At 39.1% G+C, this 24,700-nt stretch carries 13 protein-coding genes; 4 read left to right on the forward strand and 9 right to left on the reverse strand.

Annotated elements, in window-relative coordinates; translation table 11 throughout:
• Window positions 1-191 precede the first annotated feature (191 nt).
• The 4 genes from CYP84_RS09055 to CYP84_RS09070 form a co-directional block, all read right to left on the reverse strand.
• Complete coding sequence (locus tag CYP84_RS09055) at window positions 192-779, reverse strand: porin family protein (RefSeq protein WP_258033925.1); 588 nt, start codon at window positions 777-779, stop codon at window positions 192-194.
• Between the two features lie 206 nt (window positions 780-985).
• On the reverse strand, window positions 986-2,560 hold the full coding sequence (gene recJ, locus CYP84_RS09060) for a single-stranded-DNA-specific exonuclease RecJ (protein WP_103637327.1): 1,575 nt from the start codon (window positions 2,558-2,560) through the stop codon (window positions 986-988).
• A gap of 312 nt (window positions 2,561-2,872) precedes the next feature.
• Window positions 2,873-3,475 (reverse strand): outer membrane beta-barrel protein, encoded by a 603-nt coding sequence (locus CYP84_RS09065; RefSeq protein WP_087583587.1) that lies wholly within the window; start codon window positions 3,473-3,475, stop codon window positions 2,873-2,875.
• A gap of 162 nt (window positions 3,476-3,637) precedes the next feature.
• A complete protein-coding gene (locus CYP84_RS09070) occupies window positions 3,638-5,272 on the reverse strand; it encodes a CTP synthase (RefSeq protein WP_103568212.1) in 1,635 nt (544 codons plus the stop codon).
• A 126-nt stretch (window positions 5,273-5,398) separates the two neighbouring features.
• Between CYP84_RS09070 and CYP84_RS09075 the strand changes: the two genes are divergently transcribed.
• From CYP84_RS09075 to CYP84_RS09090, 4 genes are all read left to right on the forward strand, one after another.
• Window positions 5,399-5,614 (forward strand): DUF4492 domain-containing protein, encoded by a 216-nt coding sequence (locus CYP84_RS09075; protein ID WP_009295224.1) that lies wholly within the window; start codon window positions 5,399-5,401, stop codon window positions 5,612-5,614.
• Between the two features lies 1 nt (window position 5,615).
• Window positions 5,616-7,151 carry a cytochrome ubiquinol oxidase subunit I gene (locus tag CYP84_RS09080; RefSeq protein ID WP_103637328.1) on the forward strand — a complete coding sequence of 512 codons (1,536 nt, stop codon included), beginning with the start codon at window positions 5,616-5,618 and terminating at the stop codon, window positions 7,149-7,151.
• Window positions 7,141-8,268 carry a cytochrome d ubiquinol oxidase subunit II gene (locus CYP84_RS09085; protein ID WP_258033927.1) on the forward strand — a complete coding sequence of 376 codons (1,128 nt, stop codon included), beginning with the start codon at window positions 7,141-7,143 and terminating at the stop codon, window positions 8,266-8,268. Before CYP84_RS09080 ends, CYP84_RS09085 begins: the two co-directional genes overlap by 11 nt.
• Before the next feature lie 264 nt (window positions 8,269-8,532).
• Window positions 8,533-10,299: an aryl-sulfate sulfotransferase gene (locus CYP84_RS09090; RefSeq protein ID WP_103637330.1), complete on the forward strand. Its 1,767-nt coding sequence runs from the start codon at window positions 8,533-8,535 to the stop codon at window positions 10,297-10,299.
• Between the two features lie 32 nt (window positions 10,300-10,331).
• On the opposite strand, the gene CYP84_RS09095 is transcribed toward CYP84_RS09090, so the two are convergent.
• The 5 genes from CYP84_RS09095 to CYP84_RS10840 all read right to left on the reverse strand — a co-directional run bounded on the left by CYP84_RS09095 (window position 10,332) and on the right by CYP84_RS10840 (window position 24,581).
• Entirely contained in the window at window positions 10,332-10,685 is a 354-nt protein-coding gene (locus CYP84_RS09095) for a hypothetical protein (protein ID WP_103637331.1), read from the reverse strand.
• Window positions 10,686-10,753: 68 nt separating this feature from the next.
• The gene (locus tag CYP84_RS09100; protein WP_180996409.1) at window positions 10,754-17,389 is read right to left on the reverse strand and encodes a retention module-containing protein; all 6,636 of its coding nucleotides are present in this window, start codon (window positions 17,387-17,389) and stop codon (window positions 10,754-10,756) included.
• A gap of 199 nt (window positions 17,390-17,588) precedes the next feature.
• Window positions 17,589-17,924 (reverse strand): hypothetical protein, encoded by a 336-nt coding sequence (locus tag CYP84_RS09105; RefSeq protein ID WP_103637333.1) that lies wholly within the window; start codon window positions 17,922-17,924, stop codon window positions 17,589-17,591.
• The gene (locus CYP84_RS09110; RefSeq protein WP_103637334.1) at window positions 17,917-19,956 is read right to left on the reverse strand and encodes a hypothetical protein; all 2,040 of its coding nucleotides are present in this window, start codon (window positions 19,954-19,956) and stop codon (window positions 17,917-17,919) included. The genes CYP84_RS09105 and CYP84_RS09110 overlap by 8 nt, the downstream gene beginning before the upstream one ends.
• Window positions 19,957-20,123: 167 nt before the next feature.
• A complete protein-coding gene (locus CYP84_RS10840; RefSeq protein WP_103637335.1) occupies window positions 20,124-24,581 on the reverse strand; it encodes a hypothetical protein in 4,458 nt (1,485 codons plus the stop codon).
• Between the last annotated feature and the right edge of the window lie 119 nt (window positions 24,582-24,700).

Below are 24,700 nucleotides of genomic sequence, written 5' to 3' on the forward strand. Positions count from 1 at the left end.
ACAACAGCTTGAAGAAAAGCGATATCAAAATCACGTGCAAAGGCAGCAGATATGAGCATAAATAAAGAAAATCTTATTTTATTCATTTTGTGTCCTTTATGGAAAGTATATTAAATTTAATGGTACAAATACTAGAGATAAATTTGCGCACAAACTAGGGCGCAAATTTCTTAAGGAGGGAATGTTTAATATTAAAATTTATAAGTGTAGCCTACGTAAAGACCGATGTTGCTCTCTCTAACTTTGCTAACATCGTCTGCTTTGTAGAAAGTGTAGTCAGTTTTCATGCCAGCTTCTAGGATGTTATTTTGATCAAGTAGGTACTCAGCACCAAATTTAGCACCTAAAACAAATCCTGTGTCATAGAATTTATGATCTGTGTCATCTCTACTTATCAAAAGTCTAGATACGCCAGTGTAGCCACCTAAAACAAGCTTAATATCTTCAGTGATGCTTGGAGTATAGTCGGCTCCAGCTAATAAGCTATGTTTTTTCCATTTAACAGTAAATCTGTCATCATCATTTTCTATTTGTTTTTTTGTTTGAAAGCTATAAAAATAAGCACCATAAGCTCTGAAACTGTCAAAATCATAACCAGCTTTTACGCCACTGTTAAATTGACCTTTTCTAACACTTGCGCTCTCGCCGTCTGTTGTTTTCTCTTTCCAGTTTGACGCAAAAGAGTATCCGCCCTCGTAACCAATAAATGCTCCCTCTGCCATAGCAAATGAGCAAACCGCACATGCAATCATGCTAGCTTTCAAAAATGAACTTTTCATTTTCAATCCTTTAAAAATATAATGTGAATGTAATTTTACGGATTTTTATTTAAAATATTATTAATTTATAATATTAAATAAGTATTGATAAATTTATTTTGTTTATATAGTACGTATCTTAGGGATTTATAAAGATAAATTTATAAAATTTTTAATTATTAAAAAGTAATACCTAGTCATTAAATTTCAAACGACTAGGCAGAAAGCTATAAAATTTCTCGTATAAGAAGCTGTGGTGTAACAAGCCCGCGGAATGAATTTTTAGATACGCAAAAGATGATATCCACCATCTCACCCACTCTAACGTGCCTTGTGAAGTTAAAAAACAGCGCCTCAAGCGTCTTGTTGTCTTTTTGCAAGATAAGTTTTAAGTGGTTTTGATCCCTACCTATGAGCCTCTCGTTCTTCACGACAGCGTTTTCTATCTTAAAGACTGGACGTGGATTTTTCTGTCCGTACGGCTCGTAAAATTCCAAAATTTCAAGTAGTTCAAAGTCGATCTCGCTTGGCATTATGTCGCCAAGTAACTCGTCTGAGCTTTTGCACTCTTGCATGTTTAAGCATGAGCAGCTTTTATTTATCGCCTCTTTAAATTTTTCTAAATTTTCAGGCGCAAGCGTTAGCCCTGCTGCACCTTTGTGACCGCCGTAGCTTGTTAGCAGATCTTCGTGGCTTGCGATGAGTGATAGGATATCAAGCTTGCCAACGCTTCTAGCACTGCCTTTTGCGCGGCCTTTATCGATGCTAAAGACGATAGCTGGCTTTGCAAAGTGCTTTGCCAGGCGGCTGGCCACGATGCCTATCACGCCCTCATGCCACTGCTCGCCCCAGGTGATGATGACCTCATCGTCCTCTTTTACGTCCTTTAATGAGCACTCAAAGAGTTGGCGCTCCTCCTCTTTTCTGGAGTTGTTAAATTCAATGATCGTATCAAGGTAGTTGTAAGCCTCTTCGATGCTCTTTGCACGCAAGAAGTTAAATGAATTCATCGCATCGTCCATGCGTCCGGCTGAATTTATAAGAGGCGCTATAAGAAAGCTGATATCATCACACTCAAATTTATCCTTGCCGTAAAACTCTTTTATGACGCAAAATGCCGAGCGTTTCGAGGCATTTAACTTGCAAATACCCATGCGAACAAGCATCCTGTTCATGTCTCTTAGCTCCATCATATCAGCTATTATCGCGATGGCTAAAAGCTCTAAAAACTTGCTCATATCGTAGTTTAGCTTGCAAACATCCTTTAGTGCTCCAACCAAATACCAAGCCACTTCAGCACCGCAAATTTCGATATTTGGGAAGTTACAGTCTTCTTGTTTTGGATTGATGATAGCGTAGGCTTCTGGTAGAACGGCTGGTGGCATGTGGTGATCTGTGATGATAAGATCTATGCCTTTTTCTTTGCAGATGCTAGCTGCTTCATTAGCCGAGATGCCGTTATCGACGGTGATTATTAGACTTACATCGCTTGCGAGCTCATCGATGATCTCAGGATTTAAGCCGTATCCATCCTTAAAGCGGTTTGGGATCTTTACTAGGTAGTTTTTTACGCCAAGATCATCAAAAAACTCGGCTAAAATCACACTTGAAACCACGCCATCAACGTCATAATCGCCAACAATAGCGATGTGTTCGTTTCTCTCGATCGCTTCTTTGATGCGATTAGCGCCTTTGTAGATATCTTTTAGGGCGCTTGGCGTTGGAATTTCACTAAGTTTTTTGTGTATGTCGTTACAAAATCTACGTGCTAGTAAATTCCTAATATCCTCTTTAGTTAACATAGCTTTGGCAAGGACTTTTTGACGCCCTGCCAACTTTTACTAATGCCATTTGCTCACTTAAATTTACGCCCAAACTGCCAAAATTTTGGCAATAAAAATGCTTTTTTTTCATCGTAATCTTTCGTCTTTATTTTGAATGCTTTGATTATATCTTTTTGAAATTTAATTTCTTATAATTTTCATTGAAAGTAAGATTTTTAGGGCAAAAAACTTTTGTTAAATTGATACTCTTTATAAATTAGCCATTGTAAATTTGAAGTAAAAAATGAGAGAAATTTTAAGTAAAAATAAGGGGTCATAAGACCCCAAAAATTAAAATTTATATGTGTAGCCTAGGTAAGCGCCGATATCTGTTGATTTAAGATTTTTAATTTCATCTGTGTCATACCAAGATCTATCAGCTTTTACACCAAACTCAAGTGCATTGTGTTCATCAAAACTATACTCAGCACCAAGTCTTGCACCAAATAACCATCCAGCTTGTGTAAGGTCATAAGTAGCTCTTACAGTAGATGATCTAGCTTCTAAATTTAGGTCAATAATTGAGATACCTGTATAAAGACCAGCAATTAGTTTAAAGTTGTCTGTTATTGCTGGGGTATAATCACCACCTACTACAAGTTTATGATTAGTCCATTTTGCATCTATTGTGCCACTAACACCATTAACTGAGCCTTTATTGCTCTTCTTGCCCTCTGTATGATAGAAGTATCCACCATAAACTCTAGCTACTCCAAAGTCATAACCGCCTTTGATACCAATATTAGGTCTGCTATCCTTTGCGCTACCAGTATCGTCTGTTAGCTTTGAGCTAAAATCATAGCCACCCTCAACTCCGACAAATCCACCTTGTGCTAAAGCAAATGAGCCAGCAAGTGAAAGTGCCAAAACACTTTTTAAAACGCAATTTTTCATTTTTTCTCCTTTATAAATGATTGCATAAGCATTGTATGTTTAGCAAGATTAAAAAATACTTAAATGATTTAAATTTTATCAATAATACATTTACTTTTATTTTTAATATAAATTTGAGAGAAATTTAAAGAGAAAATTTGGCAAGAAAGCTTGCCAAATTTATCATTTTACGTGATTAGCCAAGCTTGCTTTTATAAAGCCTAGTATCACAGGGTTTGGTCTAGTTAAGCGGCTAGTAAATTCAGGGTGACACTGCACGCCTACAAACCACGGATGGCCTTTTAGCTCGATCGCCTCTACTAGTCCGTCGCTTTCACCACTTACTATTAGACCAGCCTTTTCAAAGACCTCTTTATATTTTGGATTTGCCTCGTAGCGGTGGCGGTGGCGCTCTTTTACGCTCTTTGCGTTGCCATAAATTTCAGCCAAAAGCGTCTTTGGCTTGATGTCGCAGTTGTAAGCACCTAGCCTCATAGTGCCGCCAAGTGGGCTTGTGTGCGTTCTTATCTGCTTTTTGCCGTGGGCATCGATGAAGCTATCTATTAGATAGATGATAGGATTTTTGCACTCTTTGTTAAATTCCATAGAATTTGCATCTTCTAAGCCCAAAACATCCCTTGCAAACTCGATCATCGCTAGCTGCATACCAAGGCAAATTCCAAGATAAGGTATCTTATTTTCACGAGCAAATTTTATGGCCTGCATCTTGCCTAAAACGCCTCTTTCTCCAAAGCCGCCAGCTACTAAGATGCCATCCACGTCTTTTAAAAGCTCATTTACATTGCTCTCTTCTATCTTTTCACTATCTATCCAGCGTAAATTTACCCTAGCGTCCAAATTTGCTCCAGCATGGATGATGCCCTCAGTTAGGCTCTTGTAGCTCTCTTTTAGATCGATATATTTGCCTACAAAGGCGATTGTAGTTTCGTTTGTTGGAGCGATGATCCTTTTTACTAGGCTATCCCAGTTTGCCATGTCTGGTTTTAGCTCGCCAAAGCCTAAATTTTCAGCGATCGGCGTTAAGATATCTTGCTTTAAAAATGAAAGTGGAATTTGATAGATACTTGCGCTGTCTAAGCTCTCTATAACGCAGTTTTTCTCCACACCACAGCTTGCTGCGATCTTATCTTTTAGCTCGCGGTTTAGCGGCATTTCAGATCTGCAGATGATGATATCTGGGCTTATGCCGATGCGTCTTAGCTCGCCCACACTGTGCTGAGTTGGCTTTGTTTTTAGCTCACCAGCTACTTTGATAAATGGCACGAGCGTTAGGTGAATATTTAGCGCTCTTTTTTTACCAACTTCTACTCTTAGCGCCCTTATCGCCTCTAAAAATGGCAAGCCCTCGATGTCGCCAACGGTTCCGCCGATCTCAACGATGAGCACATCTTTGCCCTCGCCTGCTTTTTTGATACGATCAACGATCTCGCCAACGATGTGAGGGATCACTTGTATAGTCTTTCCAAGGTAGTCGCCACGGCGCTCTTTTTCGATAACTGAGCTATAAACTCTACCTGTTGTGAAGTTATTATCCTGACTTAGGCTCTCATCTAAAAATCTCTCGTAGTGACCAAGGTCAAGATCAGTCTCAGCGCCATCATCTGTGACAAAGACTTCGCCGTGCTCTAGTGGGCTCATCGTGCCTGGATCTACATTGATATATGGGTCAGCTTTTAAGACGCTCACCTTTAAGCCAGAATTTTTAAGTAATGTCGCGATAGACGCAGCTGCGATGCCTTTTCCAAGTGAGCTTAAAACGCCACCTGTGATAAAAATATACTTCGTCTCTTTTGCCATCAAAATTTCCTTAACTTTAGTTATTTTTTAATCTGCCGATTATACCCCTTAAATATTTAGTAAGGCATTAATCTTGCAATTTTTAAAAATTATTCTTTAAGTTTTTTTGTTATAGACTTCGACATCATGATTAAAAACTGCTTAAAAAACATCGCCTCTTTGTATATAGACGGCTTTAAAAATATGAAAATAGGCAAGAAACTATGGCTTCTCATAGCGATAAAGCTTATCATTATGTTTGGGATATTAAAGGTCTTCATCTTTGACGAGACTCTTAATACCAAATTTCAAACCGACGAAGAAAAAAGCGAATTTGTAATTCGTAATTTAATAAAGGAATAAAATGTCTGAGATGGATTTTGTTGATTGGTCTAGGGCTCAGTTTGCGCTGACTGCCATTTACCACTTTTTGTTTGTCCCGCTTACGTTGGGGCTAAGTTTTATCATCGCCATTATGGAGACGATATATGTTAAAACTGGCGATAAGGCTTGGCTTGAGATAACGAAATTTTGGCTAAAGCTCTTTGGTATAAATTTCGCTATCGGTGTAGCTACTGGCATCATCATGGAGTTTGAGTTTGGTACAAACTGGGCAAACTACAGCTGGTTTGTAGGCGACATCTTTGGCGCTCCACTTGCGATTGAAGGCTTGCTAGCATTTTTCATGGAGAGTACATTTTTTGCCATTATGTTTTTTGGCTGGGATAAAGTTAGCAAGAAATTTCACCTATTTTCAACTTGGCTTGTTGCGATCGGTTCAAATTTAAGCGCACTTTGGATATTGATCGCAAATGGCTGGATGCAGTATCCAATAGGCATGAAATTTAACCCAGATACCGCTAGAATGGAGATGCAAAATTTCTTCGAAGTCGCGCTAAATCCACTTGGTATCACTAAATTTTTACACACAGTAACTAGCGGCTACACCATCTCAGCTCTTTTTGTGATAGGAATTTCTGCTTGGTTTTTGATCCAAAAACGCCACATCTTGCTTGCTAAAAAAAGTATTGTCGTTGCTAGCGCATTTGGTCTTATCACTTCGGCATTTTTGCTACTTAGCGGCGATGAGAGCGCATATCTTGCAGCTCAAAAGCAGCCTATGAAACTTGCAGCCATGGAGGGACTTTACAATGGCGAGAAAAACGCTGGCCTAGTTGCAGCTGGCATTTTAAACCCGGCTAAAAAGCTTGGCGATGAGAGCGATGCCTTTTTGCTTGAGATAAAGGTGCCTTACGCACTTGGCATCATGGCAAACAGAGAGCTTGACTCATTTACACCAGGCATAAACGACCTACTTTATGGTAACAGCGAGCACAATCTAATAAGCGTAGAAGAGAAGATGGCAAAGGGCAAAGTAGCTATCGAAGCTCTTAAAAACTACAAAGAGGCTAAAAAAGCAAATGACGAGAGCTTGATGAAAAGCTCACTTTCAAATTTAGAAAGCAACCTAAATTTCTTAGGATATGGCTATCTTAAGGACGCAAAAGATGCTGTGCCACCAGTTGCACTTACATTTTATAGCTTCCACATCATGGTCGCACTTGGCACATATTTCATAGCTCTTTTTGCTATCACTCTTTATCTAAATCTCTCAAGAAAATATAAATTTGAAAACATAAGAGCGTTTTTGTGGATCTGCCTCTTTACCATACCGCTTGGCTACATCGCAGCTGAGGCTGGCTGGATAGTAGCAGAGGTCGGCCGTCAGCCATGGGCGATACAAGATCTCATGACCGTTGGTGTCGGAGCTACAAATTTATCTGACTCAAATGTCAAAATTTCATTTATATTATTTGCTGTTTTATTTACGGTCTTGCTAATTGCCGAGATCAAGATCATGCTTAAGCAAATAAAGATAGGATTTAACGATCATGCATAGTTTAAGCTTAGAAAATTTACAAATTTATTGGTGGTTTATAGTTAGCCTTCTTGGCGGACTTTTGGTATTTATGATGTTTGTTCAAGGCGGCCAAACGCTCATCTTTAGCCTTGGCAAGGACGAGCTTAAAAAAGATATGCTCATAAATTCTATCGGTAGAAAATGGGAGCTTACATTTACGACACTTGTTATGTTTGGTGGCGCGTGCTTTGCGGCATTCCCGCTATTTTACGCTACTAGCTTTGGTGGCGCTTACTGGGTTTGGCTGGCTATTTTATTTTGCTTTATCATCCAAGCTGTAAGCTACGAGTACCGCAAAAAGCCTGATAACTTCTTGGGTGCTAAAACTTATGAAATTTTCCTTTTCATAAATGGCTCACTTGGTGTTATCCTTATTGGTATGGCGGTTAGTACATTTTTTAGCGGCAGTGACTTTGTGCTAAATGAGCATAACTTTGTCGAGTGGAAGACTCCATTTCGCGGTCTTGAAGCATTGGCAAATCCTTACTTATACTTACTTGGTATAGCTATGTTTTTCTTATCTCGCGTAGGTGGCTGCTTATATCTTATAAACAACATCGCTGATGGCGAATTTATACAAAACGCCAGAAAACAGCTAATTATCAACACCGTGCTATTCTTGCCATTTTTCTTAGGCTTTCTTGCTTGGATACTTACAAAAGATGGCTTTGCATACGACGCAAACGGCGTAGTTAGCCTTATGCCTTACAAATACGCTATAAATTTGATCGAGATGCCTATCGCTGGCGCACTGCTACTTGTTGGCGTGCTTTTGGTGCTTGTTGGAATTTTCCAAGGAGCATTTACAAAAAGTATCCGCGGAATTTTTGCTTATGGCGTTGGTGTAACGCTTGCTGTAACCGCGCTATTTTTGATAACAGGACTAAATGGCACTGCATTTTATCCGTCATTTAGCGACCTTTCTAGCTCGCTAACTATCAAAAATGCAAGCTCTAGCCACTACACACTTGGCGTTATGGCATATGTTAGCTTACTAGTGCCAGTAGTGCTTGCTTATATCTTCATCGTCTGGAGAGCGATAGATAGCAAGAAGATCACGCAAGATGAGATCAAAAACGATCATCACGCATACTAAGGATAAAAGATGTTAGAAGCAGGAATTTTTTTGATACTTTGGCCAGTAACGCTATTTATTAGCTACAAATTTGTTCTCTTTTCTCTTAAGAAATTTGACTCAAATAACTAAAATTTAGGGGCATTTGCTCCTAAATTCTTCTTTTTATTTTCACCCTTTAAAACCACTTCTTTATAAATTTACTTAAGCATCTTTTTATATAAGCGTTAGTTTTGCGTGAAATTTGGGTAGTAAGATATCATTAAATTTCACAAAGGAGCGAAAATGAGCAAGAATTTCTTAGGTTCAGTTGCCCTTGCGGCTGTTTTGGTGAGTGGTTTTGGCTTTAGTACTCCACTAAACGCTGGAGTCTTGGCTCATCAAGTAAAGGTTCAAGGAGAGCTTGGCTCAGTCTTTATAAACCCCTACGATGTATCGCCGCTAACTGCTATCATCGATAGAGCTGGCAAGGACATCAAAGATATCCACGTCAAAGTAAAGGGCAAGCCAGATAGCGGCATAGATATCGACTACAACGTCTCAGAACATGCCTTGCTCACGCATGATGGCGTGCCTATTTGGGGACTTTATCCTGACTATCTAAACGAGGTCGTGCTTAGTTATACATTTAACGGAGCTAAAAAGGTTGAGACATATAAAATTTACGCCCAACCTATCGTCACATATAGCCGTGATTTTAGGTTCTCCCACATGCAAAAAACTCACGTCAAAAAGGTCGATCCTGCCTTTAAAAACAGGCTCTATCTCATAAACAACACAATTACAAGCGTCTATAAACCGCTTGATTGGAAAAATGGTGGAGCTGCTAGCTGGAACGACTTTACCGAAAACTACATCGTAGATACCAAGGGCGAGGTCAGATGGTATCTTGACTATCAGAAATTTTACGACCGCAGCGAGAGAAGAGTGATGGATGGAGGCATGATGATGGGATTTCATCAGCTCAAAAACGGCGACATCAGCTTTGGCATGGCTCAAAGATATCTTAGATATGATCTAATGGGAAAAGAAATTTACAACCGCCCGCTACCTAGAGGCTACATCGATCTAAGCCACGAGGTGATGCCACTAAAAGATGATCACGCACTTCTTAGAGTAGCAAAATACAACTACCACCACAAAAATGGCAAAATTTCTCACACCATAAGAGACCACATCATCGAGGTCGATAACACCGGCAAGGTGGTCGAAGAGTGGGATCTAAATGAAATTTTTGGCAACAACGTCTACCGCAGCAACCTCATAAAAGCGCTTGATGCTAGGGCTGTTTGCCTAAACATCGATATGGACGCAAAAGAGATCAAGATAAGCGACGATCAGCCATTTGGCGATGTCACCTCCACTGGCACAGGCAGAAACTGGGCACATGTAAATTCGATCTCATACGATGAGAGCGATGATAGCATCATCCTTTCGCTTCGTCACCAAGGCATCGTAAAGATAGGACGCGACAAGAAAGTAAAATGGATACTAGCCTCTCCTGAGGGCTGGAGCGAGGACTTTAAAGCAAAAGTGTTAACTCCGGTTGATAGCAAAGGCAATAAGATAAAATGTGAAAACTCAAAATGCGAAGGCGAATTTGACTGGTCATGGACGCAGCACACCGCATGGCTAACACCAAGATATGACAACAAAGGTAGCGTAAAACACCTAAGCGTCTTTGACAATGGCGATGGCAGAGGCATGGAGCAGCCAGCCTTTAAAGAGGACAAATACTCTCGTGCGGTTGAATACAAGATAGATGAGAAAAAGGGCACGGTTGAGCAGACTTGGCAGTTTGGCAAGGAGCGTGGATTTGACTTTTATAGTGCAGTCACTAGCAACGTCGAGTGGCAAAAAGATAAAAACACCTACTTTATCTCAAGCTCAAATGTAAATTTACTCCGCCCTGATAAGACTATCAAGATGGTCTTAGTTGAGATCGACCCAAAGACAAATGATATAAAATTTGAAATGGATGTGGATTCTGCATCAAGAGATGATGTCGCTTATAGAGCGATGGTTATCGATCCAGAAGTGTTTAGTTATTAAATTTTGGTGTGAGACCCCCTCTCACACCATTTTTATCGGATATTGTTTTGAAATTTATAAATTTCTTCTTTGACGCTAGTTAGGTCAAAATTTATCGCTCGCTCTAGCTCTAGCAAGCTTACATCTTTGTCTATCTCAAGAGCCATCGCTATCTCGTTTAGCTCTTTTGCTTCCTCATTTGCGAGGATCGCACTCTTAAAACTAGCCTCATCTATCTGGCCAAATTTTGAAAAGATCGATTGAAATTTATCTTTTAAAATTTCTCTACTTAGCTTTTTATCTTCTAAAGCCTTTTTCGTGCCGCCATTTCTGTTACAGGTTCTAAATATAAAATCTATTGTTTCATTTACTTCATCAAGTAAATTTTTTGTCTTCTCGCTTTGCATACAAACTCCCTTCACCGCAAACAAATTCAAAGCAAGGCAGACTCTCCTGCCCTGCTTATATTTTTAGACTAGATAACGTGGATCTCGTCTTTGATTTGAATAGTTACGGTGTTGTTTGTATATGTTGTGTAACCATCTTCTGAAGCACCTTGATGCCATCCGCTGCCTTTAACGTCCTCTTTTAGATCAACTGTGTCGCCTTTATCGCCTGTGATTTTTAGCGTATGTTTGTCATCAGTCATATCTAGGACATCATTGATGCCAACTTTTAGAGTAGTGTTTTTAGCACCAGATATATCAAGCTCTTCAAAATTCTTAGCATGATATGAAACATGTTTTAGATCTATGGTATCTTCTGGGCTAGAGATGATTAGCTTATCATAGCCTTTGCCACCATCAAGGGCACCTTTGTCATCTACGCCGCCTATAACGTGTGCTGCTTTGATGGTTAGAGTATCATCGCCATTGCCTAGATCTATCTTAGCTTTATCTATAGCATTGCCTTTGATAGTTACGCTATCGTTGCCATCGCCAGTTGAAATTCCAACTTTGGTAAATATAGTATTTGCTACTGTATCTCCTACTATCACAGTGTCATTACCTGCACCTGTGATAATCTTAGCACCATTAGCAACATCGTCTTTGATCTCTATATAGTCATCACCTTTGCCAGATATAACAGTAGAGCTATCAAGGTCTGCAGCTACAATTAATCTATTATTGCCATCGCCTAGATCTATCTTAGAGTCCATGTTTATCCAGCCCCAGCCGTTATCGCTCTTATGGATATTTACTACATCATCACCAGAACCAAGTGTAAATTCTGATTTATGAGTTATAGTTTTGACATCTATCTCATAGTTATCATTGCCATTTATCTGTGGTTGCAACTCAGTAGAAGCTTTTAGTACTGGTCCGTGTCCTTCTAGCCATAAGCCTGTATCATTATCTCCATAGATAGCTTCAGCATTGATCTTTATATTTTTAACAGGATCAGCTGGCTTATCGCTAAAGTCAAATACTACTTTATCGCTACCTACTTTGCCTTGATTGCCAGCTGCATCGCTAAAGTATGCTTCAGCTTCATATACACGTCCATTAGCATTTGCGCCAAATGCTAAAGGTTTGCCTGCATTTGGTTGGCCTTGCTCGTATTGATTTTGTACTTTCTCACCTATGAAGCCTCTTTCTATATCAGATTGTTTTATCTCACGTGAATGCCAGCTATCTTGGCTACCCCATCTGTAGTGGAAAATGTCACCTTCTTTTATCGAACCATCTTGTGGAATGATTGCCTTCCAAGCCATGCGTCCGATATTAGGATTTTCTATATTTTCTTTCCAGCTAAATTTACCGTCATTGTTTGTATCTTCGATAAACTCAACTTTCGCATCTGCTATCTTAGTATCGACTGTTACATTAGCTACATATTCAAGGCTAGTGTTACCAGCTTTATCTACTGCTTGGTATGAGATTATATGCTCACCATCGCTAAGAGGATTAGTGATCTTGTATTCCCAATGACCATTTTTATCAGCTTTAGTGGTAACCACATTCTCATGATGCTCACCATATTTTATGATGATTACAGATCCAGCCTCTGCTGTGCCTTTTAGAAGTGGAGTGTTATCATTTGTAAACTTATCTTTGACATTTCCTGTAAAATCAACCACATCGTTAGTTTTTACACTATCTTCGATACTTGTCAAAGTTACCTCAGGCCCTGTAGTATCAACTGTTACAGTGATTGGGCTTGAAGACTCACTCTCTTTGCCAAATACATTTTTAGCAATTGCTTTTATCTCATAGTCGCCATCAGCCCATGGAGAATTCTCCTCTGGTTCGTAGTGCCAATTACCGTTAGCATCCACTGGGATTTTTTCAGCGATTACTGTATCGCCATTTTTAAGAGTGATGGTTGTACCAGCCTCAGCTTTACCTATCAACGTAGGGGTTTTGTCATTTGTTATAGCTATAGTACCCTCCAAGACATTGCCAGTTGTATCTCCAGCGTTTATGTCGGTTGGGTTCTTTGGATCTATGCCATACTCATTATCTAAAACTGCTATGATAGTTGGAGCTTTTGGAGCAAAACCTACTATTTTTACTGCATCCATAGAACCTTCACTTACATTACCTGCATCATCGACTAGTCTATAAGATGGAGTTTGGAAGCCTCTTGATTTTGGCATATCGATGCTAAATTCATCTCTTTCTATAAAGCCTTTAGCTATATCTTGCGCAGTTACTTTAAAGATATCTGTCCAAGTTTTAGCGTCGCTTCCAAGAATTTGAACCCTATCACCTACTTTTACAGTATTTTCTGGGATGTCGATAACCCATTTAAGCTTGCCATCTTTTAGAGCTGAAGCATCAGCTATATCTATCTTCTTGTCGCTATTTATATCAGTTGTTATCTTAACTGTTGGAGCACCAATAGTTGTATCAACATCTACACTTGACCACTCTGATACAGCACTTCTATTGCCTGCTCTATCGGTTGTTTGAACTTTAAGAGTATGTACTCCATCTTCTAGTGCAGCATGTACTTCGCCACCCCAGTTTAAATTTGCCTCAAATGTATATTCCCAGTTGCCGTCTTTATCAGCTGTAACTGTTACTTCTTTGCCATCTTTAAATACTAGTTTATCATCTACCATTATCTTAACAGTTGAGAATGCCTCAGCCGTACCTTTTAGTGTTGGCAAGTTGTCATTTGTAAGAGCATTTTTAACATTACCTACAACACCACCAGCAACATCATCGATGATCTCAGTTATAACTGGCTGTGTAGTGCTTATATCAACATTTACAGTTGCAACATTTGATGGATTGCTAACATTACCAGCTTTATCAGTTGCGATAGCTACTACATTATACTCACCCTCAGCAAGTGGAGATTTTGGAGTAAATTCCCAGTTACCATCAGCATCAGCTTTTACAATGATGTCTTTGTTAATAATGTCATTGCCATTTTTAAGAACGATAGTTGAGCCAGCCTCAGCTTTGCCTTTAAATGTCGGTGTAGTATCATTTGTAAAGCCGTCATTTACGCCAAGTATATTTCCGCCATTTTCAACACCGCCCCACCAGTTATCTGTTACTGCAGTGATGACTGGAGCATCGATATTAGTATCAACGTCTATGCTTACTAGAGCAGATGGTTGGCTATTGTTACCAGCTACGTCAGTCGCTTGAGCTTCGAAGTTATGGTGTCCATCGCTTAGTTTAGGTGTTGTAAATTCCCAGTTACCATCTTTATCAGCTACTGCAGTCCAGTTGCTGATAACTTCACCATTCTCAAATCTATAACTACCTCTACCATCAATCTTGATCTCAACAGTCGCAAATGGCTCAGCTGTGCCTTTTAGAGTTGGAGTATTGTCGTTTGTTAAGCCACCCTTAACATCACCATTTACTACGCCACCAGCCACATTATCAATGATCTCAGTGATGACTGGTTCATCAGAGTGAAGATCAATCTTGATAGTTGCAGCATCTGAAGGAGCGCTTACTTTACCAGCTGCATTTGTTGCAGTTGCTGTTATACTGTAATCACCCTGAGCAAGTGGAGTTTTTATAGTAAATTCCCAGCTACCATCAGTTTTTACAGGGATATTATCAGCGATAACATCATTGCCATTTTTAAGAGTGATGGTTGTACCTGGTTTTGCTGTACCTTTAAATGTAGGCGTGCTATCATTTGTTAAGCCACCTTTGACGTCTTCGTTAAATTTACCGCCCCTTTGATCATCAATTACTTCTGTGATTACTGGAGCTTCTGGAGCTTTAGTATTCTCACTATCTTCGCCTATCACCTTGCTATCCTTGCCTGGGTTGTTAGGGTTATTTGGATTGATGATCTCTGCTGTTACATTGTTATCTTTACCTGGGTTTAGATCAACTGGGATATCAATCTTACCTTTATCGATATCATCTTGGTTGATTGGTTTTTCAGTCTTTTTGCCATTGTCATCAGTAACAACTACTTTATCACCTGGTTTTACTGAACCATCTTTTGGTATAGTAACTTCTACTGTTGTTTTACCAGCATCTTTGTCACCAGCTTTGTTTTCATCATCAGAAATTTTGCCATCTTTGTTTGTATCTTCTGGGAATTTAATTTCTGGGTTACTTGGTTTTCTGCTAAATTCGCTGTCAAGTTGCACGTTAGCATGTATAGCTGTGCTTTGGTTACCAACTAGGTCGACTATTCTATAGCTTGGGCTTTCGAAGTGTTTTCCTGATAAAGTTGCTTCATATTCAAAGCTTTTACCTAGATCGTCATTTGATAAGACTTTTTCGATCTTCCATTTACCATCTTTTCCAAGTACTTGAAGAACATCACCTGCGCTTACAGTGCCATCTTTTGGTATCTCTACTTCCCAGTGGATCTTACTATCTTTTAAATTCTTAGCTTCTTCTACGCTTAGAACTCCATTGTTATCTGCATCTTCTTTGATAGATACTTTTGGAGCACCGATAGTTGTATCAACTTCTAGTGCAGAAGTTGCTTCGCTAGTATTGCCAGCTGCATCTGTCACTACTGCTTTTATAACGTGAACACGACCAACAAGATCTGCTAGTGGCTCTTTATAGTCGCTTGGTTTAAATTCCCAGTTGCCATCTTTGTCAGCTGTAGCTCTACCAAACTCTTTATTATTATCATAGAGAACTACTTCTTGATTTGCATCAGCTGTACCTTTTATGGTTGGCTTGTTGTCGTTTGTGTTAGTACCTGCAACATTGCCTTTATATACACCACCCTCTACGTTATCAATGATTCCTGTGATCTTGACATTTGGAGCTGTAAAGTCTGAGTCTATGCTGCTAGATACTTCTTTGCTTGCATTACCAGCTTGATCAACGATCTTAGCTGTTACGCTTGAAGCTTTACCATCAACTACTGGTACTTTTACCTCTACATATCCAGTTACTCTGTCATTGTAAGTAATAGTATGTGTTTTTTCCTCACCATTTATAGTGTAGTGGATCACATCATTTTCTTCAGCATCACCTGGGACAGAAATTTGAGCTTTTGTGCTAGTGCTATCGCCATCTTTGCCATTTTCAGCTTTATTTAGCTTGCCATCTTTTGGATTTACATCTTCAACAAATGTGATTGTTGGTTCTGATGGAGCTATTAGATCAGCATTAACTACTACAACCTCTGAGAAGTCTGAGATATTTCCTGCTTTATCTTGTGCTCTTGTAGTATATTTATACTCACCATCTCCTAGTTCAGGTAGTTCAAATTTCCAACCACCATGATTATCAGCTGTGACTGTTCCTATAGCTGTTTTCTCACCATTTAGCTCACTAATTTCATAGATAGTGATAACTGAATCAGGCTCAGCATATCCTTCAAGAGTTGGTGTGCTGTCGTTTGTTAGAGCAACTTTTGTTTTAGCGTCTAAAACGTTACCAGTTTGGCTATCTACATTGTCATTTACAGCGTCTATTACAGGAGCATCTGCAAATGTATCAACATCAAGTGAAACTCTATCAGATGTTGATTTATTGCCTACTTTATCTGTGGCAACTGCTTCAAAGTAGTGCTCTCCATCACCCATAGCTTCAGTTGGAGTAAAGCTCCATTTGCCATTAGCGTCAGCTACTGTTTTACCAACTAGAGTTTTTTCTGTAGTTGTGTAGAAGCTCTCATAAATTTCTACTGTTGCGCCTGGTGCTGCACTACCTTTGAATGTTGGTAGGTTATCATTTGTTAGATGACCTTTTACATCAAGAACGTTACCAACTTTAGTATCTTCTCCATAGCCCTTAACATCATCAATGATCTCATCAATTGTTACTTTAACAGTGTTTGAAGCTTCACCTATCACCTTGCTATCCTTGCCTGGGTTGTTAGGGTTATTTGGATTGATGATCTCTGCTGTTACATTGTTATCTTTACCTGGGTTTAGATCAACTGGGATATCAATCTTACCTTTATCGATATCATCTTGGTTGATTGGTTTTTCAGTCTTTTTGCCATTGTCATCAGTAACAACTACTTTATCACCTGGTTTTACTGAACCATCTTTTGGTATAGTAACTTCTACTGTTGTTTTACCAGCATCTTTGTCACCAGCTTTGTTTTCATCATCAGAAATTTTGCCATCTTTGTTTGTATCTTCTGGGAATTTAATTTCTGGGTTGCTTGGTTTTCTAGTGGTTTCTGGATCGATAGTAGTACCAGCGCCTGCTGTATCGCCATCACTACCGCCACGACCGCTATCTAAACCGCCACTTTTACCCTCAACTGGACCTGCAAAAGATGCAGCGCCCAAAGGATTGATCGCGCTTGTGCTAGCACTTATGTTTGAGTAGTGTCCGCCATGCTCAAATCTTGTCTCGCCAAGGCTCATGCCATCACCACGACCACCGCTATTGCCACCAGCTGCTGTCTCTTCTAGATCTTCTAAATTTGCACCATTTAACAATGCTTTTTGAAGTGCCGCTACTTGTGAATCAGCAGCAGTTGCCTTTGGATCGAGACTTAGTGTATCTTCACCGATCATTGATAGCTCTTTTCCATTATTTGTCGCTATCACAACCTTAGAATCAGCTGAAGTTGTTTTTACCGTCTCACCTTCATAAAGGCTATTACCAACTTTTAGTACCCTTTGGTTACCACTTTTATCTACTGCGATAACCTCAGCAGAACCCGATATAGACTTGATTGTGCCTAATTTCTTTGCCATGTTCATTCCTTTTGGGCTAAATTAATTTTGGCATTATTTTATAACTATTAGGAGAAATTGTAAATTGTACCTAGGTACAATATAGTTACATTATTTTAATATGTGTTACATTTAGAAAATTTTTTGTAAATTTTGAGTGATATTGAAGTGATTTTTAGACTTAGCAAAAACTAAGTCCAAAAATCTATAAAATGATATTTTAAGCTATAACTGTATCGATTTGATCTTTGATCTCGATAGAAACTGTGCTTTGATTTGATGTGTAAAGAGTGTAGCCATCGTTTGACTCACCTTTTGTAAAGTCATGAAGCGTGATGCTATCGCCTTTACCAAATTCGTCTTTATCGCCGTTAATCCTAAGAATAGTATCGAGGTTGTTGCCTGTGATATGAAGCACGTCGGCTAAATTTAGATCTAGACTTATATGATTTAGTGACACGCCGTTGCCATCTGATTTAGAGGTTGTTAGATCAAGTACTTCAAAGCCACTTACCTTGCTAAAATCAATAGCCTCAGAGATAAATAGCTTATCCACGCCGTCTCCGCCGTTTATGTGACTGGCCTTCTAGTATCACGCCTTTGCCTATACTTACACTATCATTATCATCGCCCGTTGAGATGTATGTATCTTTTAAATTTACACCATCAGCCACGCTTAGCGCATCACTATCTTTGCCTGTATTTATCACACTGTTAGTTAAATTTGAGCCAACGACGACACCGTCACTGCCATCTTGAGTGAAAATTTTGCTACCACTTATCTCGCCTCTATCTAGCACGATAGTATCAGCATCTTTGCCAGTTACGATAGTTGAGTTCTCTACGTTTGAGCCGCTAAAGCCTATGGTAGTAAAGCCATCTCCACTCTCTATCAAAGTATCGCCTACGCTTGAGTTTGTAGCGTTAAATGTATCATATCCGCTGCCTAGATAGATGTTTGAATTTAAAATGTGGCTACTGCTTAAATTTACACCATCATTGCCATCGCCCATATAGAAATTTATCCTCTCTAGGATACTATCATTACTTATCGTGACGCTATCGTTACCATTTTCTGCTGCTATATATGAGCTAGCGGTGTCATTTGAGCTGTATTTTACATTTTCTAAAACTACCCTGTCATCTCCGTTAGCTAGCTCAAATGCACTATTTATCAAGCTTGAGTCTTTTACGCTTACACTATCGTTTGCTTCGCCTGACCTTACTAGTACACCATTTATATCTGAGTTTTCTACCACACTCATTTTTTTCTCACCGCCCCAGCCAAGATCGAGCTTTGAGTTTGCAAAGTGACTTGCCACCACCTCTACTTTATCAGCTCCATTAGCAAGGTCTATATTTACCTCATCTACACCTGAACCACCGATATAAACTCTATCGTCGCCCTCGCCTGCATAAATTTTTGATTTGATATAAGTCGAGCCATAAATTTTGATAAGATCATCGCCATCACCGCTTGCTATATATGAGCTAGAGTTATCATTTGAGCTAACGTTTGAGTGATCTATCAGCACTACATCATCGCCACTTCCGCTCTCTACTGCTGAGTTTTGAAATTTAGAGTTTTCGAAATTTACGAAGTCCTTGCCCTCGCCTGTCTTCACTAAAAGTCCGTTTGCAACTGTCCCGCTAGTTATATTTACAGTGTCGTTGCCACCTTTTGTGTCAAAAACCACGCCATTTATATTGCTTCCCTCGCTCACGTTAAATTTATCATCACCGCTTCCGCTTGTAAAGCTTGAGTTTATCACGCCCACAACTGAGTTTAGCTCTAGCTTGTCTTCGTTTTTGCCATTTGCATCTGCATCGCCTAGATCAACGCCAGCGTGAAAAATAGCGCTGCCTACATTCATCTTAAATGTATCGTCACCATCACCCATTTTTACATTTACAGCCTCTTTGTCATCTTCTCTAAGACCCTCCATATAAGCTCCAGCACCAAAGACGATCATATCATTGCCAGCCTTAGTATCGATCACGCTCTTTTGAGCCCCTGCTGCGATAGTTAGCGTATCATCGCCATCGTCTAAATTTATCTCATAGCCCTTTTCTCTTATAGTGCCGTCAAGATATACATTGTGATCATTATCCACCACACTTGCATTAGCCAAAGCGCTTATGAAGCCATCAGCTTTCACTTCTAAACTTAGTTCGTTTTCATAAGTGCCATAAAATTTAATAGCTCCAAGAGTGCTTAAATTTTGTGTCATTTCGCCTTCGTTTTGATTATTTTCAAGCTCTCCGTTATCATTAATCACTCTAACACGAGCCTTTATGGTTGAAATTTGATCAAATTTCACATCTTTTAATACATTGCTTTCATCTAAAGCCTCCCAGCTTTTACCGCCGTCTCTTGAAATTTCGATAGTTTTATCGTAGTTATTTGTCTCATGCTTTGCATTTAGTTTAAAGCTAAGATCACCACTTGTTATATCAGCAGGTACGTTTAAAGCTGATATGTCATAGATGATGTATGGCTCACTAGCTCCCTCTTTTACTTTGTTGTTTCTTGCTATCACAGATAACGTGGGATCGTTAAATTCTGTTATAAACTCATTTTCTTGCATAAATTCTCCTTGAATAGTATTGATATGAGTCAAGATTATAATAAATTTTTTTAAATAAGAATTGACAATAAAATTACATTAAGCAATGCTTTGTAAATATTTTTAAATTTAAAGTTAAAAATTTAGATTAGTTAAGAGAGAATTTAGACCCAAAAAGGGTCTAAATTTTAAAGATCGACGTGGATGTTTTCTTTTACATCGATATAAGCTGTAGTTGCGTCGTAATGTGCCTCATATCTTTCAAAGCCTTCTACTACATTAGCAGCAGATTTACTAAAGCCTTCAAGTTTTACTCCGCCACTTGCTTGAGTTATTTGAAGCAAATTATTACTATGTTCGTGTCCGACATCAAGCATATCAGCTATATCAAGAGCTTTTAGAGTGACCTTTTCATTGCTAGTAACCTTTAACTCTTCAAAGCTCTTAACCTTTGTAAAGTCTATCTGACCATCAACCAAAAGCGTATCGTGATCATAGCGACTTCTATTGTCTGAGTATCCACCAAGAATGCTAGTGCCACCCTCAAGCTTCATATCTTTAGATATAAAGACACTATCACTGCCATCCGATAGATCTATTTTAATATTAGTTAAGCTTCCAGATCTTAGCTCCAAATAATCTTTTGCATTTTCATGTCCACTCAAAATCCAGTTCGCATGGTGTTCAGCTGGCAAACCACTAGCTGATGCGTGAGTATCTTCAACTACCACATGCATTTCATTTATATAAGCCATGATATCTACATCTTTTAGGGTAGATGACTTTAAATTTATATCTGTATGATAAGTTTCTCCAAATGAAGGGACTCTACTGCCTCCATTTAGTTCTACATTATCAAGGTTTGAGCTATCTATATTTATAGTACCTTTTGATGATCCTGCATAGATCGCACTTTTTTCTGCTGATGTTGTTGAGTTAATGTCAGTGTATTTGATATTTATAACGTCTTCATCGCCTTTAATTAATTCATTACCAACCAATTGTATGGCACCATTAAGCTTATTAGTATTAGTGCTTATGTCAATATCTGTCATTTTTACATGATCAGCTTTTGTACCTGTTATATTTAAGATATCGCTGTTAATGCCAAGATAGATGGTCTCTTTGTTAAAAACTCCACCATTTATGTTTATGACATCATTGCCAAAGCCCGCATTGATCTCAACTTTTTCGTGCGTTCCACCATTTATATTTATAGTATCATTCCCGTTACGGGTGTCGATAGTGACATTATTTAAATTTGAGTTATTGATATCAATCTTATCTTTTCCAGTATTAGTTCTAATATCAAGCCAATTTAAATTTGAACTATTGATATTGACCTCAGTGTCTCCAGAGTTACTATATACTTCACTAAAATGGATCTTACTAGGTTCTTCTCCTTCTTTATGACTTACGGTTGCATTGTTGAAATTTAAGACATTATCTCCATTTTGAAGATACTCTACATCAAAGCGTTTGTCGTTGTGAAATTCGCTATTTACAGTTGTTATATGGTCATTATCTATGATGCCACCCTCATACGTATATTTAGCGTTATCTATACTAAATTCTAAGATCACACTCTCGCTGTAGTAGTGATTGTTTTCAACGCCCTTATCTGCATCTTTAAATAACTTTTCTTTATCCCATTGATAATAAAATATTCCACTATCTTCATCTTCAGATAAAAGCTTGCCTTCATTTAGCTCTTTATCATCTATTACATTTGCACGAACAACTACTTTGTTGATATCGCCCGCTCTTAGACCTTTTATGACGCCACTACTATCTAGATCTATCCAGTTTTCATTATCGAGTGAGTACTGAATTTTATCGTAGTCTTTGCCGTAAGTCGCCTTGCCACTAAATTTAAGCTTTACATCGATTTTTTGATCCACATCAGCCTCTGCCACTTCACCCCTTAGCTCAAATATTAAATTGTTATGTTCCCACATATTCGATCTTTCATGGTTTTCGATCTGAAAGCCTTGTTTGCCATATATGCCTATGTTTTTTACATATTTTGAGTCGTATTCATGTATATATTCTGGCTCTGGATCAGGCGCAGGCTGTGGCTCAGGTGTCGGCTGTGGAGTTGGCTCTGGTTGCGGAGCTGGCTCAGGTTTAGGTTCTGGTTTTGGTTCTGGCTTAGGTTCTGGTTTTGGTTCAGGTTGTGGGGCTGGAGCTGGATTTACAGGCTCGACTGGCTCAACAGGCGTAGGCTCTGGCTTAGCACCAAGATCGACATTGATACCATTTTTTACATCTATATAGCCTTTCTCCGTATAAGATCTGCCGTTATCTTGAAAACCAAAGTCGGCCTCATATCTTGTAAAGCCATCTTTTAGACCTCTTCCGAACTCTGAAAGCTTAAAGCCTGCTAGCTCTACTCCGCCAGCTGCCTCTGTAACTGTCAAGATATGTTTGCTATCATTATTTTTAATGTCAAGCATATCATATAGATCTTCTAGTTTTAGGCTGACCTTCTCGTTGCCAGTCACTTGTAGCTCTTCAAAGCTCTTAAATTTATTAAAATCAACATTACCATCGATCACAAGTGTATCGGTCTCGTAGCTAGTGCCACCATTTATCGTAGTGTATCCATTAAGCTTCATAGCTTTTGAGACGACGACTTTGTCTTCGCCGTTGCCAAGATTAACCGTCATATCGTTTAATGTGCCTGATCTTAGCTCTAAAGTATCATCTGTATCTGCGAAATTCCACTTTGTGGCATTTTCTGGGTAGCTGCCATTTATCTTTGTATCTTCAACTACTACGTGAGTTTTGTAGATAGTGTTGAGATTGACATCATCTAGGGTAGATGATTTTAAATTTAGATCGAAATTTAGTGGATTTCTATTTACGTCGGTACCTGTGTTTGTCTCTGTACCTATGTTGATACCTTTTAAATTTGAGTTTTCAACATTTATGGTGTTGTTTTTCGCCTCTGCCTCGATGTGGTTGGCTGAATTTTTATATGTTGAGTCGATATCAGCGTATTTGATATTTATCTCATCTTTCTCGCCTGAGCCAGTTCTTAGGTACATATCTGTCATTTTCACATGATCATCTTTTGTGCCATTTAAATTTAATACATCGTTTCCGCTATCAAGCGTGAAGCCACTTTGATAAGGATCGGTGCCTATGTAAGTTCCGCCGTTTAAATTTACGACATCATCTCCAGCGCCAGTTTCGACGTGAAGTCTCTCGTGTCTTCCACCATTTATATTTATGGTGTCATCTCCGCCTTGGGTGTTGATATTTAGCCAGTTTAAATTTGAGTTATCGGCATTGATGGTATCTTTACCTTCATTAAGATAGCTGCCATCGCCAAAGACTATAGTGCTAGCCACGTCACCAGCTTTGTGGTTTATCGTCGCATCTTTGAAATTTAGTGTATTGTCGCCATTGTCTTTAAATGTAACGTCAAAAGATTTATCATTATTAAACTGGTTATTTACAGTGATATCATGATCATTATCTACGATCTTTTCGCTATTTGATGCTTTTAAGCCACCTATGCTAACTTCTAGCGAAACACTCTCTTTAAAGTAGCCATTATTTTCTACGCCCTTATCTGCATCTGTGAAAATTTTCTCCGATGGATCAAGTGTGCCTTCATTTTGGTCATGATCGTTTGCCACAGCAACACGCACGCTTACTTTATTTATATCGCCAGCTCTTACATCTTTTATGACGCCGCTATTATCAAGCGCTTGCCAAGTTTTACCGCCATCTAGCGAGTACTCTGCATTTTCATAGTCTTTGCCAGCAGTTGCCTCTCCGCCAAATTTAAGCGTCACATCTACCTTTTTATCAGCGTCAGCCTCCGCTACTTCGCCTTTTAGGTTGTACTCTAGGTATGATTTGTCATCTGAACTTCTTGGGTCCGAGCTCTTTTCGTAGCCAAATTCTGTCTTGTTTTCAACCGAGATATTTTTAACTATATCTTTGCTCTCGTCAGGTTTAGGTTCTGGCTTAGGTTCTGGTTTAGGCTCAGGCTGTGGCTCCGGAGTTGGTTCTGGTTGTGGGGTTGGATTTTCTGGTTCTGGTTTTGGTTCAACTGGCTCAACCGGTTTAGGCTGCGGAGTTGGAGTTGGATTTTCTGGTTGTGATGGCTCAACTGGGGCTACAGGTGCAATGGCAGAATTTATATCACTATCTGAACCATCAAAAACATCACTACCGCCACCTTTTACCTCTTGGTTAGTTAGTTTTACAGCGCCAAAAGTATCTGAAAGTGATCTAAAGCTAGCTGACACATCAGAGCTTTCATGACCGCCATGTTCAAACCTTGTCTCGCCAAGGCTCACGCCATCTCCGCCTCTACCACCGCTATTGCCTCCAGCGGCACTCTCTTCGAGATTTGCTAAATTTTCGCCTTTTAAAAGGGCTTTTTGTATAGCTGCTACCTCTTTGTCTGAGCTAAGGTCGTTATTTAAATTTAGAGTTTCGCCATCTTTTAGCTCAAACTCTTTGCCGTCGTTTGATGCGATAGTTACCTTTGCGCCGTTTGCTTTAACAACGTCGCCCTCGTACAAACTATCTCCCGCGACAACAACTCTTTCGTTGCCATTTTTGTCTATAACTACTACTTCCTTGGAGCCAAGAATGTTTTTGATAACACCTACTTTAACAGCCATCGCTGCCTCCTTCAAAATCAATTTGACACATTATAAATATTTCTTTTAAATATAAAGTAATGTAAATATGATGTTAATTCTTAAGATTACGCTGTTGCAGTGGGTTTTAAAAATTAAAT

It is taken from the genome of Campylobacter concisus (genome assembly GCF_002912425.1).
In the GTDB taxonomy this organism is placed as follows: domain Bacteria; phylum Campylobacterota; class Campylobacteria; order Campylobacterales; family Campylobacteraceae; genus Campylobacter_A; species Campylobacter_A concisus_AH.